This window comes from Kibdelosporangium banguiense (assembly GCF_017876405.1).
Classification (GTDB): Bacteria; Actinomycetota; Actinomycetes; order Mycobacteriales; family Pseudonocardiaceae; genus Kibdelosporangium; species Kibdelosporangium banguiense.
In genome coordinates, this window is the sequence record NZ_JAGINW010000001.1 from 12,043,316 (window position 1) to 12,059,376 (window position 16,061).

Consider the following 16,061-nt stretch of genomic DNA (forward strand, 5'->3'; position numbering starts at 1 on the left):
CGAAGCTAAGAGAACAGACCGGCCGACTCAACGGCGGTTTCCGGTTTCCGGAACCCACAGGCAGATCGGCGGTCGGAAAGTGCCCGGACGAGAGGCCCCATGGGACAACAGCCCGTTCTCGCCTTCGGACACACCTATGCCACCCGGTAACCATGAGGCATGACAACTATTACCAACGACCGATTCAGCAAGGACGCGCCTCTTGACGAGATAACAAGCAGCCTTCGCTCGAACGGATATGTCATCGTCGAGAACGTGCTGACGCCCGAAACCGTGGACAAGCTGTTGAGCGAGATGATGCCGTACATCGACGCCACGCCTTTCGGGCCCGACGCGTTCGCGGGCCAGACCACCAAACGGACCGGCAGCGGTGTCGCACGGTCGGCCGAGATACGCGACCTGGTCGTGCACCCGTTGTGCCTCGGCGCCGCGGGTGAGCTGCTCAAGTCGTCGACCGAATTCCAGCTTTCGCAGACCCAGCTGATCAGCGCCTATCCGGGCTCGGTGGCCCAGAAGCTGCACAAGGACGAGCTGATCTGGGATTTCTTCCCGTTCGCCACCGACCACCACGTCATGTGCCAGTTCTTCTGGGCACTGACCGATTTCACCGAGGAGAACGGCGGAACCCGGTTCATTCCGGGAAGTGACGCGCTGGACGCCGAAGAGGCCAGCGACGACGACACCATCGCCATCGAGATGACAAAGGGATCGGTACTGATCTTCACCGGCAAGGTGGTGCACGGCGGCGGCACCAACCTGACCGACGAGGTCCGGCGGGGTCTGATTCTGAGCTATTGCGCGGGCTGGGTCCGCCAGGAGGAGAACCAGTATCTGGTGGCCCCGCCGGAATTGGCCCGCACCTTCCCGGAGGACCTGCTCAAGGTGATCGGTTACCAGCAGGGCTGTTTCGCCATGGGCTACGCGGGCGATATCGAGGAGCCGATGGACGTGCTGTTCGGCCGCAAGGCGGACACACCGATCGTGCCGTCGCAGGCAGCCGGCAAGGCCGCCAACAACACCGCACAGCAGTGGAGCAAATCCGTCGCTTCCCGAACCGTTCAGGGGTAGACCATGACTACTGCCAAGAAATCCGCATCGGTCCTGCCGATCATGGACATGGTCTCCGGACTGTGGATGTCACAGACACTGGTGACCGCGCACGAACGTGACGTGTTCGGGCGGTACGCCAAGGCTCCCGGCATGACGCCGCGGGAACTCGCACTCCTGCTCGGCCTGCACGAGCGGCCGGTGGAACAACTGGTCACCGGATGCGCGGCACTGGGCCTGCTGGAACGCCACGGCGAGGGGTACCGCAACACGCCCATGACCGAGCAGTACCTGGTCCGTGGCCGCCCGGACTACGTCGGCGGCTGGGTGGAGATCGTGTCCAGGCACGACTATCCAGGCTGGCTGCGGCTGGACGAGGCACTGGGTTCCAACCGCCCGACCGCGTGGGACAGCGAGCGGCAGAGCTCGTTGTTCGATGAGGACGACGAGGTGATGCTGGAGAGCTTCTGGGAAGGGATGAGCGCGATCTCCCGTCCCACCGCCCGTGCTCTCGCCGAGGCCGTCGATCTGTCGGCCACCGGCAAGCTGATGGACGTCGGCGGTGGCGGCGCCGCGTACGCCATCGAACTGTGCCGTGCGTATCCACAGTTGCAGACGACGATCTTCGACCTTCCATTCGTGTGCAAGCTGACCCACGAGAAGGTGCTGGACGCCGGGCTCGACGACCGGATCTCCCTGGCACCAGGCGACTTCTTCACCGACGAACTGCCCGGCGGCCAGGACGCCATCCTGCTGTCGATGATCCTGCACGACTGGGATGTGCCCGACTGCAAGCGCCTGCTGAGGTCGTGTTTCGACGCCCTCGCACCGGGCGGGTGCCTGCTGATCAGCGAACTGCTGGTCGCCGACACCAAGGACGGACCGGTGGACGCGGCCCTGATGAGCCTGGCCATGCTCGTGGAGACGTTCGGGCGCAACTACACCGGCGACGAGTATTCGTCCTGGCTGACCGAAGCCGGATTCGTCGACGTGCAGGTCCGTCCCTTCACCGCACCGGCCGCGAACGGAGTGGTCATCGGCCGCAAGCCGTGACCTCTGACAACGCTCCCCCGCACGTGAGCCGCGAGGTCGTCCTCGCGGCTCACGTGACCAACGTCAATGACGCAGGTGATTCCGATGGAATTCCACAACTTCGGACAGGGCCACCTGTCCATACTGGAGCGACGACCACTGAGGCCAGGCGGCGACCCGGGCAATGGAAAGGCACACGCACACACTGCCGACGAGCCGCCTCTGTTGCCGTCAAACGTAAACGAGGCCGTAGCGGAAGCGTTGGCCAGGCCGGCCGCGCAGCAGCCCGAGTGGCCGGATCAGGACAACGTGCGTGCTGTTTGCGCGTTGCTGCGGAAAGCGCCTCCGATCAGCGTACCCGCTGAGGTGGACCGACTGGGCGAACACCTTGCCCAGGTCGCCAACGGAGAAGCCGTTCTGCTGCAAGGCGGGGACTGTGCGGAGACGTTCGCGGGCAACACCGAGCCGCACATCCGCGGCAACATCCGGACGTTGCTGCAGATGGCCGTGGTGCTCACGTACGGCGCAAGTCTGCCGGTGGTCAAGGTCGGCCGGATCGCCGGCCAGTACGCCAAACCTCGCTCCAACACCACCGACGCACAAGGTTTGCCCGTCTATCGCGGTGACATCGTCAACTCGCAGGAAGCCTCGCCCGAAGCGCGCGTGCCAGACCCGTCACGGATGATGCAGGCACACGCCAACGCGGGCGCGGCCATGAATGTGCTGCGGGCGTTGACCGGCGCCGGGATGACGGGCCTGTCGATGGTGCACGACTGGAACAAGGACTTCGTGCGTATGTCGCCCGCGGGCGAACGCTATGAGGAGTTGGCTGCCGAAATCGAACGCAGTCTGCGATTCATGGAGGCGTGCGGCGTAACCGACACGGCCATCGACCAGACCGATGTTTTCGCCAGCCATGAGGCACTGTTGCTGGATTACGAAAGCGCGTTGTTAAGGATGGACACCTCAGGCGACGAACCGAAACTCTACGACCTGTCCGCGCACTTCCTCTGGATCGGCGAACGGACCCGGCAGATCGACGGCGCGCACCTGGCGTTCGCCGAACTGCTGGCCAACCCCATCGGATTGAAGATCGGTCCCGATGTGACGCCTGAACTGGCCGTGGAATACGCCGAACGGCTCGACCCGGGCAACAAACCGGGCCGGCTGACCCTGATCACCCGGATGGGCAATCACAAAGTGCGTGACGTCCTGCCGGATGTCATCGAGAAAGTCGAGGCGTCCGGCCACAAGGTGATCTGGCAGTGCGACCCGATGCACGGCAACACGCAGAAGTCCCCGACCGGCTACAAGACCCGGCACTTCGACCGGATCATCGACGAGGTCCAGGGCTTCTTCGAAGTACACCGCAAGCTGGGCACCCATCCCGGCGGCATCCACGTCGAACTGACCGGTGAGGACGTCACCGAGTGCCTCGGCGGCGCCCAGGACATCTGCGACACCGACCTGTCGGGCCGCTACGAGACCGCGTGCGACCCGCGCCTGAACACCCAGCAGTCGCTGGAACTCGCGTTCCTCGTCGCCGAAATGCTGCGCGGCTGACGGTGTCAGCACGCCTGGGCGAGGTTCTCCTCGATGGAACCGGCGACAGCCAGCAGAAGCGGCCCGAGACTCCGCAGATCGGTGTGGTCGACCGCACCGGCCACCACGATGGCCGCGACCGGCTGTGGGTTTCCCAGATACACGGGCGCCGCGACGTCCACCATGCCGGTGATGTACTCGCTTCTGGCGTAGGACAGGCCGAATTTCCGGATCTGGCTGAACTCCCGGCGCATCCGCTCGGGCCTGGTGATGGTCCAGGGTGTGTAGGCGACCTGGGTGTTCAGGCTCGCCGCACCGCGCGGGGTCTTGGCCATCAGGAGCTTGCCGGCCGCCGAGCAGTGCGCCGGTACCGGGCGCTGCCAGGCGGCCGCGAGCCGGCTGTGGCGGTGGTCGTGCAGGACCCCGGCATGGTGGACGTTCGGGCCCGACAGCATCCCGACGCCGACCATCTTGCGGGTGCGGTGGAACAACTCCAGCAGGAACGGGGTGATCTGCGCGCTGAGGTCCTGCACCCTGGCCTGGCCGCGGCCGGCCGCCAGCTGGAAGAAGTAGTCCCCCAGAACGTAGGACTTGGACTCCATGCGGGCCACCAGACCGAGGTCGGTCAGCACACGCGTGATCCGGTGCAGCGTCGACTTGGGTTCACCGGTCACCTGGCCGAGTTCGGAAAGGGTGAGCGGCTCCGTCGCGTCGGCCAGTACCTGCAGGACAGTGAGCGCCCGGCGCAGTGGACGTCCCGGGGAGGTAGTCGTATCCATGTGTTTGCCTTTCTGTTGGTCAGATGACGCCTTTACGCAACGCGTACGCAACCGCGTGTGGCCGGTTGCGTAGCCCGAGCCGACTGGTCAGATCGGAGATGATCCTTTTCACGGCCCGCTCGGAGAAGCACAGCCTGGTGGCGATCTCCGCGGTGGTCAGGCCTTCCGACAGCAGCCGCAGCACGTCGATCTCGCGCGGGATCAGGCCGGATGTGTGCAGGCCGTGTGGCAGCAGGACATCGCGTTGGATGTGTTCGATGTGCTTGAGCAGATGGCCCAAAATATTGGTAGGTAGCATGCCGCCGCCCGTGGCAGCGGTGGTCACCGCGTCCTCGATGCGTTCGCATGTGGCCGCCTCGCGCGGAAGCACAGCGACGACACCGCATTCCACAGCAGTAAGCAGATCGGTACGACTGATCTCGTCGATGATCAGTACCACTGCCGCGTCCAGGAATGCCTTGCCACGGCGCAAGGTCGAGATCACTTCGGCGGTCATCCGCTCGGTGATGAGCACGACGACGTCCACCGGCGAATCCGATCCGACCGCGACCTCGACGTCCGGCCGCGAGTCGAGATGACTGCTGACAGCCGTGCTGACCAACGGGTCGACCGCACGCACAAGCACTTTCACGTCAGTCACGATGTGTCTCCAATGCCTGCTCGGCCATGTACATGGCGGCGACCCGCCGGGCAGTGCCGATCACGGTGGACCAGATGATCAGCGATCGGCGCGGCGACGGTGGCACCCACCAGGACCAGTCCGGATGACCGTTCAGATGCTGTGGCAGCAGCACCTGGTGACCCGCGGGTACCAGCCACACGCCGAACGGCCTCAGGTCCGGTGGTACGCGTGGGCACGACGTGTTGGCGGGCTGGGTGAGAAAGACCAGCCCACGCCGGTCCGGACTGGCGATCACCGGTCCGTCCAACATGGACATCCGAAGGGACTTCTGGACCAGGCCGCCGAATCCGGCGGGCATGACGATCGCGTCCAGGCCGGCACCGGCCGAGGCGAACGCCTCGCCGGTCTGGTCGTCGTGCCGTACCGGGCAGCCCAGCCGCTCGGTGCAGAACCGGAAGTCGGTGGCATGGCTTGGCATGAGACCACCTACCGGTCGCCGTTGTCCGCACCCGGTTGACTGATCCTCTGGTGCCACAACTCGCCGACCTGGTTGAGGGCGACCTCGGCGGTGCTGGAGAAGCCGATCGGCCGCCACCCCGTGGGCAGGGCGATGTCGTTGGGCCAGATGCAGTAGCAACCTTCGTGGTTGACCACGACTCGGTAGAACGCCGGAGTGGCCGCGGGTTTCATGCGTAGTCCTGCTCGGGTCCGATTGTTTTTCGGTCCCCCGCAAGGTATGCGCGCCCGGTTAGGCCCTGGTTAGCCGTCCTGGTCGACGCCCCTGATCAGGCCGAGCTGGATCGCCCGGTTGATCGCGTCGACCCGGGATGTGGCGTGCAGCTTCGCATAGGTGTTGGTGAGGTGCCGTTTCACGGTGCCCTCGCTGATGAACAGCCTGGCGGCGACCTGGGCGTTGCTCAGTGCCGTGGCGACCAGCTCGAGCACCTCGAGTTCACGCTTGGACAGCAGGGTTTGCGGCTCCTGCGCGTGCTCGAGCGACTTCATTGTGGCGCGCGGGACGGAAAGCAGGACATTGTGCTGTCCACGGCTCACCGAGCGAACGGTGGCCAACAGCTCCTCCCGGCCGATGCTCTTGACCATGTAGGCGGCCGCGCCCGCCTCCAGCAGCTCGCTGACGACCGCAGGGGATTCGTGCATGGTCAGCACGACGACCGCGGTCCGCGGGCACAGCTGCCGCAACCGGCTGATCACCGCTTTCGCGCCCGGCCCCGGCATCTGCACGTCGAGCAGCAGGACGTCGGGATCCCGTTGGCGGACCACGGTGATGGCCTGATCACCCGTGGACGCCTCGCCGGCGATCCGCACGTCCGGGTCCGTGGTCAGCAGTTCCCGCAGGCCCAGCCGGAACAGCGTGTGGTCGTCGGCGATCGCGACTGTAATCTGCCAGGCCGGATCCGTCATGGCTCGGCCGTCACCGGGACGGTCATCGAGACAGTCGTTCCGTCGCCAGGAGTACTGGTGATCATGAGTGCTCCGCCCAGCAGCTCGATCCGTTCGCTCATCGACAGCAGGCCGATTCCCGCGGGCGTCAGCGCCACGTCGAAACCGCTGCCGTCATCCTCCACCTTGGCCAAGGTCTTGCCTTCCCGCACTTCGACATCGATCCGGATCGTGTGGGGACTCGCGTGCAGCACCGCGTTGCGGACGGCTTCCCGGATGACGATGTACAGCTCTTCGGACACTTCGAGTGGCAGCGCGGCGAGATCGCCTGCGACCGCCACGTCCACTTCGATGCCCGCCGGTATGTGCGATTCGGCGTAGTTGGCCACGGCCTGGTAGAGCCCGCCGTGCTCGGTGGTCGAGTCGCGAAGTTCCTGTGCGGTCTCGCGAACAGCGTCCAGCGCGTCCAGCATCATGCCGCGGGCGGCCTCGATCTTCTCGCGGGCCCGGTCGGGATCCTGGGACTGGTAGACATCGTGCAGTTCGAGATTCTGCAGTGCCACACCGATCGAGTGCGCGGCGCGGTCGTGCAGTTCCCGCCCGATGCGAGTCCGTTCGTCCCGGTGGGAGTTGTTCACTTTCTTCAGCAGATAACTGGCATACGACACCGCACCGAAGCCGACTCGGCGCATGATTGCCAGGTTTAACACTTCGGTGGCCGCGGTTATCGCCGCCGCACCGCCACCACGATCGCGTAACTCCCGGGTCACCACGGGAAGCAGCACCTGGAACATCTCAATCGCCGCCTGGACCGACTCGAGTGGATGGACACCACGCATCGCGCGGGCGACACCGATCTCCTCGCTCAGCCGTGCCGCGCGCAGATCACCGGCCGCAGTGGCATCGCCGATGCTCTCCACGTCGTCGAGTACCGAGCCGAGCTGATAACGAAGCTGGTCGGCGGCCTGCCCGCTCTCGATGAGCGGACTGCGCAGTTCCCGCAAACGCCGGGACAGCGTATCCATCGCCCTTTGCCGTACGGACGAGGTGAACTCGATGGTGATCTTGTCTTGTCCGCCTGCCAACTCGCAACCACCCGACGTTTTCGGCCACACCAAAACAACTGCGGGCGGCACCAGAAATGCTAAGGCACGACATTCGCAGAAAGAAGGGTTGTGTGTGTCGCGTACTGCGTGGTCATGAAAACCCTATAGGGCCTGCGCCGGACGCGCCGATCGCCGCGGCTGATCGCGGAGAGCAACACCACCGACACGGCGATCGAACCGGTACAGACGACCACAGCCGCGGGTAGCAGACCACCCGCCCAGCGCGCGGTCGCCGACGCGATCAGGAACGTCCAGCCCACCACGCTGGCCAGGATCGCGATCAGGGCACGGGCGCGCTGCTGGCCGAACACGATCGGCGGCGTCCTGCGGCCGGCCAGACGATCACCCTCGGTGTCCGGAAGATCCTTGGTCGATCCGACCAGACCCATCCACAGCGACATGACGATGCCGAAGATGAGCAACGGATTGCTCCATTCGCCACCCGCCGCGCACCAGCCTGCCAGATAGGTCACTAGCCCAAGAGTGGTCACCGAAGCCAGAAAACCAGGCATTGACATCTTGAACGGACACGGCCCCATCGAATACGCCCAGCCGACCGCGAGCATGATCGCGACCAGCACCGCCATGTGGACGGACACGAAGAGACAACACGCGACAGCCAGCGCCACGAGAATCCAGCAGATCGTCGTCGCCGCGGACAACGGCAGGCGCCCCTGTGCGATGGGCCGCTGCGAGCCGTTCTCGCGATCTTCGGCTATGTCGGTGACACCGTTGATCAGATAGATCGCCCAGGTGGCCGCCAGCCACCCCAGTGCGGCCACGGCTATTCCCGGACGGAAGTTGTGCCCGATGGCCGATCCGGTGCCGAACACCACGCCGGTGGCGAATCGGAGCTGGAAGATGAGTTGCACGACCGGACGCGCCTCCACCCAGGCCAGATATCCGAACCGGGGCATTCGAATCCACAGGGGAGCCGTCCGATGATCAGGGTGTGTAAGGAATTTCATAGTGAACTACTACCCTTCGGGCCCGCGCTCATGCAGCATCGATAAGCACCTGTTGGCTACGACCTCTCGCCGGTCACTACTACTTTCGTGACATTCGCATACCACCTTCGGCGCCGATCACTTCCACCGAGCCGGGCAGTTGTCTTGATATGAGCGCCGAATCCCTTCTAGCGTCGGGACAAATCACTGATCCCGGCCCACGGACTGGATGGCGTCATGACGATGCGAGTGCGGTTCTTCGGAGATTTCTCGGTGCACATCGGCGACGAGCCGGTTGATCAGCCGCGCGGCAAGATCGCAGGCCTTTTCCAATACCTGCTGCTCAACCGCGGACACACCGTCGGCCGCGAGAAACTCTACGAGGTGTTGTGGCCCGGCCGCGAACCGTCCACGACGGACAGCTCGTTGAAGGTGGCTGTCCACACCCTGCGGCAGGTCCTGAAACGGGCCGGTCCCGGTGCCGAAATCGCCGGCCACACCAACGGTTACGTCCTGCGGGCCGACGACCTCTGGCTCGACGTGGACGAATTCGACGTGTGCCTGGACGCCGGCCGGATCGCCGAGGACGCGGGCGATTTCGCCCGCGCAGCACGGTGCTACCGGCAAGCGGTCGAGCTGTACCGCGGTGACCTGCTGGCATCCGAGACAGCGGATTGGGTTACCGCACAACGTGAATGCGATCGGGCGCTTGTCCTGTACGCGTTGAGCTGGTTGCGCGCGGACGCGCTGCGCCGGGGAGACCATCCCGCGGTGATCACGTTGTGCCGCCGGATCATCGAGATCGACCCGTACCACGAGGAGACCTACCAGACGCTCATGCTCGCGCACGGCCGGCGAGGTGAGCTGGGCCAGGTCCGCAACTGGCACAAGCTGTGTGTCCGGCGGTTGCAGGACGACCTCGATGTGGCACCCACCGCCACGACAAGCCGTATCTACTCCCGGGCGGTACGCGGCGAACTGCGCGTGCCCGTCGCGGCGTGAGGCGGGATTTCGATGAGCACCTCGGGACAGCTCAGGAAATCGGCGATTGGTACGTCCGGCATCGTCTTCTTCGTCGTGGCCGCTGCGGCACCGCTCGGCGCCACATTGGGCGCAGGCCCGGTCGTCTTCGCCTCGAACGGCGTTGGCGCACCTGGCATGTACCTGGTGGCCAGCGTGGTTCTCCTGCTCTTCGCAGTCGGCTACGCCACCATGAGCCGTCACGTCACAAGCGCGGGCGGCTTCACCGCCTACATCTCGCTGGGACTCGGCTCCCGCGCCGGTCATGCCTCCGCGGGAATCGCACTGCTCGCCTACAACTGCCTGCTGCTGGGACTGTTGGGCCAGTTCGGCGTGTTCGCACGAGACCTGCTGAGCCGCTGGGGCTGGGATGCCGACTGGCAGGTGCCGGCGGTGATCGCACTGGCACTGACCGGGGCACTGGGCTATCTGGAGATCACCCTCTCCGCGAAGGTACTCGGCGTTCTCATGATCGCCGAGGTGCTGATCCTGGTCGTCTTCGACCTTGTGATCGTCGGCCGTGGCATCGACACGACAGCTTTCGACCCCGCGAACACGTTCTCCGGTGCCCCGGGCATCGCATTGCTGTTCGCCTTCACGTGTTTCGTCGGATTCGAGGCCACGACCATCTACGGCGAAGAGGCCCGCGACCCGCGCCGCACGGTTGCGCGTGCGACCTACGTCGCCGTCGTCCTGATCGGAATCTTCTACACGGTCACGACATGGGCGATCGGCCAAGCCTACGGCCCGGATGTGGTCATGGCCCGTGCGGCCGCGGACCCGGTCACCTTTGTCACCGGCATCAACACCGCCGTCGTCGGTCAGTTCTCCACTGATCTGATGCAGATCCTGGTTGTCACCAGCGTTTTCGCGGTGATGCTGGCAGTTCACAACACGTTGACCCGGTACATGTTCTCCCTCGGCCGCGGAGGTCTGCTGCCGGCACAGCTCGGCCGTACCCACCACCGCTTCCAAAGCCCTCACCGCGCGAGTGTGGTGCAGAGTGTGCTCACCCTGGTTGCCTTGAGTGCCTTCGTGATCGCTGGCGTCGACCCGTTCAAGCAGCTCTTCGCGTGGCTCATGGGGTTGGGCACGTTGGGCATCCTCGTGCTGCAGGCCGCGGCATCCTTGGCTGTCATCGCGTTCTTCCGCCACCGTGCCGGATCCTCGCTCTGGCGGACTTTGGTGGCGCCACTGCTCGGCGCGCTGGGCCTTGCGGCCGGAATCGTGCTCGCCGTCGTGAATTTCGGCGTCCTCACCGGCATCACGGGTCCCGCGTCAGCGCTTCTTCCCCTGCTCATCCCCATTGTCGCGTTCGTCGCGGCGGTTGTGGCGGCTCTTCGCAGGCACACCGTGCGGCTCACAGCGAGCACTACTGGGACCACTACTGGCGAACGACACTGAGAAACAGAGGACTTCCCATGGACATCGTGGGTTACCCCGACCGTTTCAGCGTGGCACCGGGCCAGACGATCAAGTTCATGGTCAGCTCCCGGTCGCCTGCCTTCCGGGCGTCTCTGGTCCGTCTGCTGCACAACGACTCCAGGCTGCCCGTGCCCAGCTCGGTGGACGCGGAATTCCGCGGAGTCGAGCAGCGGCTGCACACCGGCTCGTACGTGAAGGTCCAGCCGGCCAGAGTGGCACAGGTCTGCAGCTTCACGGTTCAGCTGTGGATGCGGCCGACCACACCGGACAAGGACGAGCAGACCGTGGTGGCGCTGGGCGCCGACGACGGATCGTCGTTCGAATTGCTGCTCCGCAAGGGGTGTCTCTCGTTGATCGTCAGGGAACCGAACGGTCTGACTCGTGGAATCCGGCTCGCTCGGCCCGTTGCGTTGCACACTTGGTACTTCGTGGTCGCGTCGTATGATGCTGCTTCGGGAATGGCGACGATTGTCCTTGAGCCCGTGAGCAGCAACGCACCGGACCTCGCCGAGGGAGTCACCGGCCGGTTGAGCGCCGTTGACGGGACGAACCTGCCCGCGAACATGATCACCCTCGCCGCCCGTCTCCGCGATGCCGACGGGCCTGCGGCATGTGCGTTGTACAACGGGAAGCTCGAGTCGCCCCGGTTGTTCGAGCGTCATCTCGACGACGAGGAGATCGCGTATCTCCAGGCAGGCGGCGACCCGACCGGTGTTCCCGGACTCCTCGCCGCATGGGACTTCGCCGAGGGGATCAGCTCCACGCGTGTCGTCGACCGCTCAGTGTGGGGTCTGCACGGCGTGACAGTGCAGCGTCCGACCAGGGCCATGACCGGGCACAACTGGGACGGCATCGAAAGCGACTGGCGGCACGCGCCAGAACAGTACGGTGCCATCCACTTCCATGACGACGATCTCGACGACGCAGGCTGGGAACCGTCCGTCGAATGGCGCGTACCAGACGACATGCCCAGCGGCGTGTACACACTGCACGTGGAATCCGACGACATCCCCTTTGTCGTCCGGCCACATACCGGAGCACCGTCGGCCAGGATCCTGCTTGTGTTGCCCACCTTCAGCTACCTCGCCTACGCCAACCAGCACATGCTCACCGCAGGCGGGCTGAAAGGCATGCTCGAAGCAGCCGCCGGACCAGACGGCGCAGCCATGGCACGCGGCTACCCCACTACACCCGCCGACAAGTTCATTGTGGACAATCGGCTCAACAGCCTCTACGACCACCATTCCGACGGTTCCGGTGTCTGCTACTCATCACGGGCACTTCCGGTACTGACCATGCGACCCGGCTACGTCGAACCCGCTCTGGACAGCGGAAGCGGAGCCCTGCACCAGCTCGCGGCCGATCTGTGCCTGGTGAAATGGCTCCACGACTTCGGCTACGACGTCGACGTCGTCACCGACGAGGACCTCTACCGAGAAGGCACAGAGCTCCTCTCGCCATACAAGGTGGTCCTCACGGGAACGCACCACGAGTACTGGTCGCGTTCAATGCTGGACGCCGTACGCGACTATCTCAACGGTGGCGGGCGACTGATGAACCTGTCCGGCAACGGTTTCTACTGGGTGACCGAACTCGATCCCGAGCACGGCCGGACAATCGAGATCCGTCGCCGTCCCCCGTCGACCCGCATCTGGGAATCCGCACCCGGCGAAGGAAACCTGAGCTTCACCGGAGAACAAGGCGGGCTGTGGCGTTACCGAGACCGCCCACCCCAGCGCCTGGTGGGCGTCGGCTTCACCGCCCAGGGCCTAGGCCCAGGCCGCCCTTACACCCGTTGCCCCGATTCCTACACCCCACAAGTGAAGTGGGTATTCGAAGGCATCGGCGAAGACGAACTCATCGGCGACCACCCAGGCCTGATCTGCAGCCACGGCGCCGCGGGCTTCGAGATCGACCGCGCCGACCACGCCCTGGGCACACCCTGGCGAACGGCACTGCTGGCGTCCGCCACCGGCTTCCCCGACTCCTACCAGCACTGCAGCGAAGAGATCATGGTGTCAGATTCGGCGCAGGGCGGCTCGGTCAACGACGCCGTCCGGGCGGACATGGTCCTGCTGGACTACCCCAACGACGGCGCAGTCTTCTCAACCGGCTCAATCGCCTGGTGCGGCTGCCTGTCCTACAACAACAACGACAACACTGTCTCCCAAGTCACTCGGAACGTTCTCGAGCGCTTCCTGACATGAGCCAGAACTCTTCGCGCCGGCCGCTGGCAATGGCTGTGGCGATCACTGCGGCTATGCCGAGAGCTGCGGCCAGGGCAGCGAAGATTCCCACTGCGAGGTCAGTGCCGTCCACGCCCCATATCTCGGCTGCGCAGACGACCATGCTCTGAGCGGCGACCACGAGGGCCAGTACGACGGCGGCGGTAAGGGATCCGGACGGCCGCCTGACCGTGGATACCAATAGTGCCAAGGAAAGCAACATCATCGCGAGGATGGCGAGCAGTGCCGGTGTGCCGGCTTCCAGCAGCCGTGACACGTCCTGGGCGTTGGTCGGGACGAACGGGGCCAGCGACATCCGCATCGCGACCTCGGCGCCAGGGTTGCCTTTGGTGGGGAGCTCATTGGTCAAGGCTTGTAACGGGATGAACGCACCCACCGCCAACAGCACAGCTCCGGCTGCCTGACCGGCGGCGCTGCCACGTAGCGCCGCGACGGCCGCGGGCACGCCGAGCAGCAGCAACGGCAGCACGAGCACCAGCAACGCCTCGATCTCACCCGCACCGCCGAACATCACCCGTTCGGCACCCAACAGCGTCCACAGCACCTCGGCGATAGATCCGGCGAGCAGGTAGGCAGCCGCCGCCCAGACTCCGGCCTGCCGATGGCGGATGATCAGCACAACCGCGACGGCCATGGCGGCGATCAGTCCCACAATCGCGGCAATCTTCCACCCCAGGAAGCCGTTGCTCACGCCTTGGTCGCCGTTGAACACACGCAGCCACGGCGAGCCGAGCTGCAGACCGACCAGTGACACTCCGGCCAGCACCGCACCTGGCGTCCCCGGCAACCGCACTGCCAGCAGTATCGCGGCGGCCAGCACCACCAGCGTGATCACGCCGGCAACCCTGCTGGGCAAGCCGAAGGCGGCGAGGCTGTGCACCATCAGCACCACTGCGGCGATCCCGGCCGCTGCGGCGAACCCGGCCGGGTGCGCGGCAGGCAGCCGCAAGATCCGTGCGATCGCGTCCCGCAGGGCTGAAGCCCGCCACCCGGCCAGCCCGAGCACCAGCGCAACGAGCGGAATCGCCGCGAGCGCAAGGGACCTGCTGGTGTGCAGAGCCTCCCCTGTCATCAGCGTGGAGATCAGGAGTTGGGCCGGAGGCACAGAGAACAGCGCGCCCCCGACGAGCCCGCCGGCGACATCCCGGCGTGCTACCGCGAGAGCCAGCAGTACGGCCGCTGCCCCGAGCGCGACGACGAGCACCACTGGCACCAAGCCGTCCGGGAGCGTTCCGGCAGCTTCCTCTGCCTCAGTCGCCCTCGTCGCAGGACGAGACGTACTTGTCGTCAATGTGCCGAACGGAGACACCCCGGCCCCGACCGCGAACGACGCCGCCATCAAACCGATGAGGATCGCGAAGCTGCCCCAGGCTGACGCCGACAGCACCGCGACCGGAACACACGCGACCACCACCACCAGCGACACGATCGCGATCACCGACACATCGGCGCCCGCCACAGCGAGGATCGACACGGCCAGCACCGGCACGATCAGCCCGGCACCTACCAAGCCCGTTGCCTGCCCCCGCACCGCGAGGATGATCAGTGCGATCAGTGGAACCCCATACAGCAGTAAGAGAATAACCACCGGCGGCGGCATCGCCGGCTGTGCGCCGAACAAGGAAGTCCTGTCCGGAATGGACAGCGCGACCAGGGCGATCCCGGCCCGGTACGTCCCCAGGACCACGCCGGCCACGCCGATCCCCGTCAGCACCCATCGGCCGAGCACCCAGGTCCGTCGCACGTCCGGGTCGGCGGCAGGCCGGGCCACGACCACCCCGGTGACGATCATGGCGAGGGCGATCAACAGTTGCCAGCCTTCAGCCAAGGACCATCCGTACAGCACCAAAGCCGCGGTGCCGGCGAGCGCCGCCGCCACAGCGACGAACCCGGCCACGCCCGGTGCGTGCGGCCGACCGTCATCGACGGGTACGGTGGTGGCATCCTCCGGGGCCGTCTCAGTCATACCGCGATTCTCACGGACCGATGTCACGATTCGCAGCGGAACGTTCCTCTTCTGGGCAGTATCAACTGAACGCGATGATGCCCTCGTCCGGTTTCGCAGGACGGGAGGACGTTATGGAGCAACGGTTCGCGCGGCGCGCAACAGTGATCTCACTCGCGGTCGCGGTCGGTGTACTGGTCGCCGCAACGGCGTTATTCATTGTGCTGTACGCACAGAAACAGGACGACATCCGCCAGGTGGAGGAACGGATCGGCACGACCGGGAACTCCATTGCCGGCGAGAACGCACGACTGGCCGACATCAAGTCCACAATAGGCAGACTCGATATCGAGCGGACCCGGCTGAGCACCGTGAACACCGATCTGCGCGCGTGCCACGACGCCGCCAGGGACTCTATCGCCGCCGCGCGGACCGCGGACAAGGCAGCGTTCGACGCGGCAATAAACAAAGTCTTCAGCAAGTGCCGGAGGTGACCGACATGCACACCGCCAGATATGAAACAGGCCTTAACGGATACCGCCCCTTCCCAGTCTATGCAGCCCCGATACCGCCGCCTCCGCCTCCACTGCCTCCACCGTCTCCGGCACGTACCGGAGTGGCCGCACTGGTGGTTCTCGCATCGTTGTTCCTGTTGTCGGCAGGAGTTTTCGTGACACTGTTCCTGGTGGCTGGAAACGATCACGAGAGCGCGGTGGCGCGGTTCGACGAGCGGCAGAACGAACTCACCAGCGTGAACGACCAGGTGGCGACCGCCGAAGCCGAGCGCCAGCGGGCCGAGGAGCGCAACAAGGCGTTGAAGTCGGACAACGCGGACATGACCGGCTGTGTGGAAGCGATGCGGCACTACCTGTGGGACGGCTTGGCCGACGCCGCACGGACGGCCGCCGTACGTGAGGTGTTCACCAAATGCCAGTAGGCGTTCCGGTTG

The 16,061-nt window shown here is 65.4% G+C and carries 16 protein-coding genes; 8 read left to right on the plus strand and 8 right to left on the minus strand.

What is annotated here, in order from left to right:
• Window positions 1-159: 159 nt before the first annotated feature.
• The 3 genes from JOF56_RS53900 to JOF56_RS53910 all read left to right on the plus strand — a co-directional run bounded on the left by JOF56_RS53900 (window position 160) and on the right by JOF56_RS53910 (window position 3,642).
• The gene (locus JOF56_RS53900; RefSeq protein ID WP_209647165.1) at window positions 160-1,068 is read left to right on the plus strand and encodes a phytanoyl-CoA dioxygenase family protein; all 909 of its coding nucleotides are present in this window, start codon (window positions 160-162) and stop codon (window positions 1,066-1,068) included.
• Window positions 1,069-1,071: 3 nt separating this feature from the next.
• A complete protein-coding gene (locus tag JOF56_RS53905) occupies window positions 1,072-2,100 on the plus strand; it encodes a methyltransferase (protein WP_209647166.1) in 1,029 nt (342 codons plus the stop codon).
• Window positions 2,101-2,301: 201 nt separating this feature from the next.
• The gene (locus JOF56_RS53910; protein ID WP_245381152.1) at window positions 2,302-3,642 is read left to right on the plus strand and encodes a class II 3-deoxy-7-phosphoheptulonate synthase; all 1,341 of its coding nucleotides are present in this window, start codon (window positions 2,302-2,304) and stop codon (window positions 3,640-3,642) included.
• Between the two features lie 5 nt (window positions 3,643-3,647).
• On the opposite strand, the gene JOF56_RS53915 is transcribed toward JOF56_RS53910, so the two are convergent.
• The 7 genes from JOF56_RS53915 to JOF56_RS53945 all read right to left on the minus strand — a co-directional run bounded on the left by JOF56_RS53915 (window position 3,648) and on the right by JOF56_RS53945 (window position 8,446).
• Window positions 3,648-4,400 carry an IclR family transcriptional regulator gene (locus tag JOF56_RS53915; protein WP_209647168.1) on the minus strand — a complete coding sequence of 251 codons (753 nt, stop codon included), beginning with the start codon at window positions 4,398-4,400 and terminating at the stop codon, window positions 3,648-3,650.
• Between the two features lie 19 nt (window positions 4,401-4,419).
• The gene (locus JOF56_RS53920) at window positions 4,420-5,040 is read right to left on the minus strand and encodes a helix-turn-helix transcriptional regulator (RefSeq protein ID WP_307855699.1); all 621 of its coding nucleotides are present in this window, start codon (window positions 5,038-5,040) and stop codon (window positions 4,420-4,422) included.
• A complete protein-coding gene (locus JOF56_RS53925) occupies window positions 5,033-5,500 on the minus strand; it encodes a hypothetical protein (RefSeq protein WP_209647169.1) in 468 nt (155 codons plus the stop codon). The genes JOF56_RS53920 and JOF56_RS53925 overlap by 8 nt, the downstream gene beginning before the upstream one ends.
• Window positions 5,501-5,508: 8 nt before the next feature.
• Window positions 5,509-5,712, minus strand: a complete 204-nt coding sequence (locus tag JOF56_RS53930) for an MbtH family NRPS accessory protein (protein ID WP_209647170.1) — start codon at window positions 5,710-5,712, stop codon at window positions 5,509-5,511.
• 69 nt (window positions 5,713-5,781) lie between these two features.
• Entirely contained in the window at window positions 5,782-6,444 is a 663-nt protein-coding gene (locus JOF56_RS53935) for a response regulator transcription factor (protein WP_209647171.1), read from the minus strand.
• Entirely contained in the window at window positions 6,441-7,508 is a 1,068-nt protein-coding gene (locus JOF56_RS53940; protein ID WP_209647172.1) for a sensor histidine kinase, read from the minus strand. The genes JOF56_RS53935 and JOF56_RS53940 overlap by 4 nt, the downstream gene beginning before the upstream one ends.
• A 59-nt stretch (window positions 7,509-7,567) precedes the next feature.
• A complete protein-coding gene (locus JOF56_RS53945; protein ID WP_209647173.1) occupies window positions 7,568-8,446 on the minus strand; it encodes a UbiA family prenyltransferase in 879 nt (292 codons plus the stop codon).
• A 267-nt stretch (window positions 8,447-8,713) separates the two neighbouring features.
• Between JOF56_RS53945 and JOF56_RS53950 the strand changes: the two genes are divergently transcribed.
• From JOF56_RS53950 to JOF56_RS53960, 3 genes are read left to right on the plus strand one after another with little or no spacing between them, the layout of a single operon-like run.
• The gene (locus JOF56_RS53950; protein ID WP_245378794.1) at window positions 8,714-9,478 is read left to right on the plus strand and encodes an AfsR/SARP family transcriptional regulator; all 765 of its coding nucleotides are present in this window, start codon (window positions 8,714-8,716) and stop codon (window positions 9,476-9,478) included.
• 12 nt (window positions 9,479-9,490) lie between these two features.
• Window positions 9,491-10,900, plus strand: a complete 1,410-nt coding sequence (locus tag JOF56_RS53955; protein WP_209647174.1) for an APC family permease — start codon at window positions 9,491-9,493, stop codon at window positions 10,898-10,900.
• Between the two features lie 17 nt (window positions 10,901-10,917).
• Window positions 10,918-13,128: a N,N-dimethylformamidase beta subunit family domain-containing protein gene (locus JOF56_RS53960; RefSeq protein ID WP_209647175.1), complete on the plus strand. Its 2,211-nt coding sequence runs from the start codon at window positions 10,918-10,920 to the stop codon at window positions 13,126-13,128.
• On the opposite strand, the gene JOF56_RS53965 is transcribed toward JOF56_RS53960, so the two are convergent.
• Entirely contained in the window at window positions 13,094-15,133 is a 2,040-nt protein-coding gene (locus tag JOF56_RS53965; protein ID WP_209647176.1) for a hypothetical protein, read from the minus strand. The genes JOF56_RS53960 and JOF56_RS53965 overlap by 35 nt on opposite strands.
• A gap of 113 nt (window positions 15,134-15,246) precedes the next feature.
• Here JOF56_RS53965 and JOF56_RS53970 point away from each other — a divergent pair, with 113 nt between their 5' ends.
• Entirely contained in the window at window positions 15,247-15,606 is a 360-nt protein-coding gene (locus JOF56_RS53970; RefSeq protein WP_209647178.1) for a hypothetical protein, read from the plus strand.
• Between the two features lie 176 nt (window positions 15,607-15,782).
• The gene (locus tag JOF56_RS53975; RefSeq protein ID WP_209647181.1) at window positions 15,783-16,049 is read left to right on the plus strand and encodes a hypothetical protein; all 267 of its coding nucleotides are present in this window, start codon (window positions 15,783-15,785) and stop codon (window positions 16,047-16,049) included.
• Window positions 16,050-16,061 lie beyond the last annotated feature (12 nt).

Bases quoted from the DNA above. Each gene is read 5' to 3' on its own strand.
- JOF56_RS53900 (WP_209647165.1), top strand. From the start codon at position 160: ATGACAACTATTACCAACGACCGATTCAGCAAGGACGCGCCTCTTGAC.
- JOF56_RS53905 (WP_209647166.1), top strand. From the start codon at position 1,072: ATGACTACTGCCAAGAAATCCGCATCGGTCCTGCCGATCATGGACATG.
- JOF56_RS53915 (WP_209647168.1), bottom strand. From the start codon at position 4,400: ATGGATACGACTACCTCCCCGGGACGTCCACTGCGCCGGGCGCTCACT.
- JOF56_RS53925 (WP_209647169.1), bottom strand. From the start codon at position 5,500: ATGCCAAGCCATGCCACCGACTTCCGGTTCTGCACCGAGCGGCTGGGC.
- JOF56_RS53930 (WP_209647170.1), bottom strand. From the start codon at position 5,712: ATGAAACCCGCGGCCACTCCGGCGTTCTACCGAGTCGTGGTCAACCAC.
- JOF56_RS53935 (WP_209647171.1), bottom strand. From the start codon at position 6,444: ATGACGGATCCGGCCTGGCAGATTACAGTCGCGATCGCCGACGACCAC.
- JOF56_RS53945 (WP_209647173.1), bottom strand. From the start codon at position 8,446: ATGCCCCGGTTCGGATATCTGGCCTGGGTGGAGGCGCGTCCGGTCGTG.
- JOF56_RS53950 (WP_245378794.1), top strand. From the start codon at position 8,714: ATGACGATGCGAGTGCGGTTCTTCGGAGATTTCTCGGTGCACATCGGC.
- JOF56_RS53955 (WP_209647174.1), top strand. From the start codon at position 9,491: ATGAGCACCTCGGGACAGCTCAGGAAATCGGCGATTGGTACGTCCGGC.
- JOF56_RS53960 (WP_209647175.1), top strand. From the start codon at position 10,918: ATGGACATCGTGGGTTACCCCGACCGTTTCAGCGTGGCACCGGGCCAG.
- JOF56_RS53965 (WP_209647176.1), bottom strand. From the start codon at position 15,133: ATGACTGAGACGGCCCCGGAGGATGCCACCACCGTACCCGTCGATGAC.
- JOF56_RS53970 (WP_209647178.1), top strand. From the start codon at position 15,247: ATGGAGCAACGGTTCGCGCGGCGCGCAACAGTGATCTCACTCGCGGTC.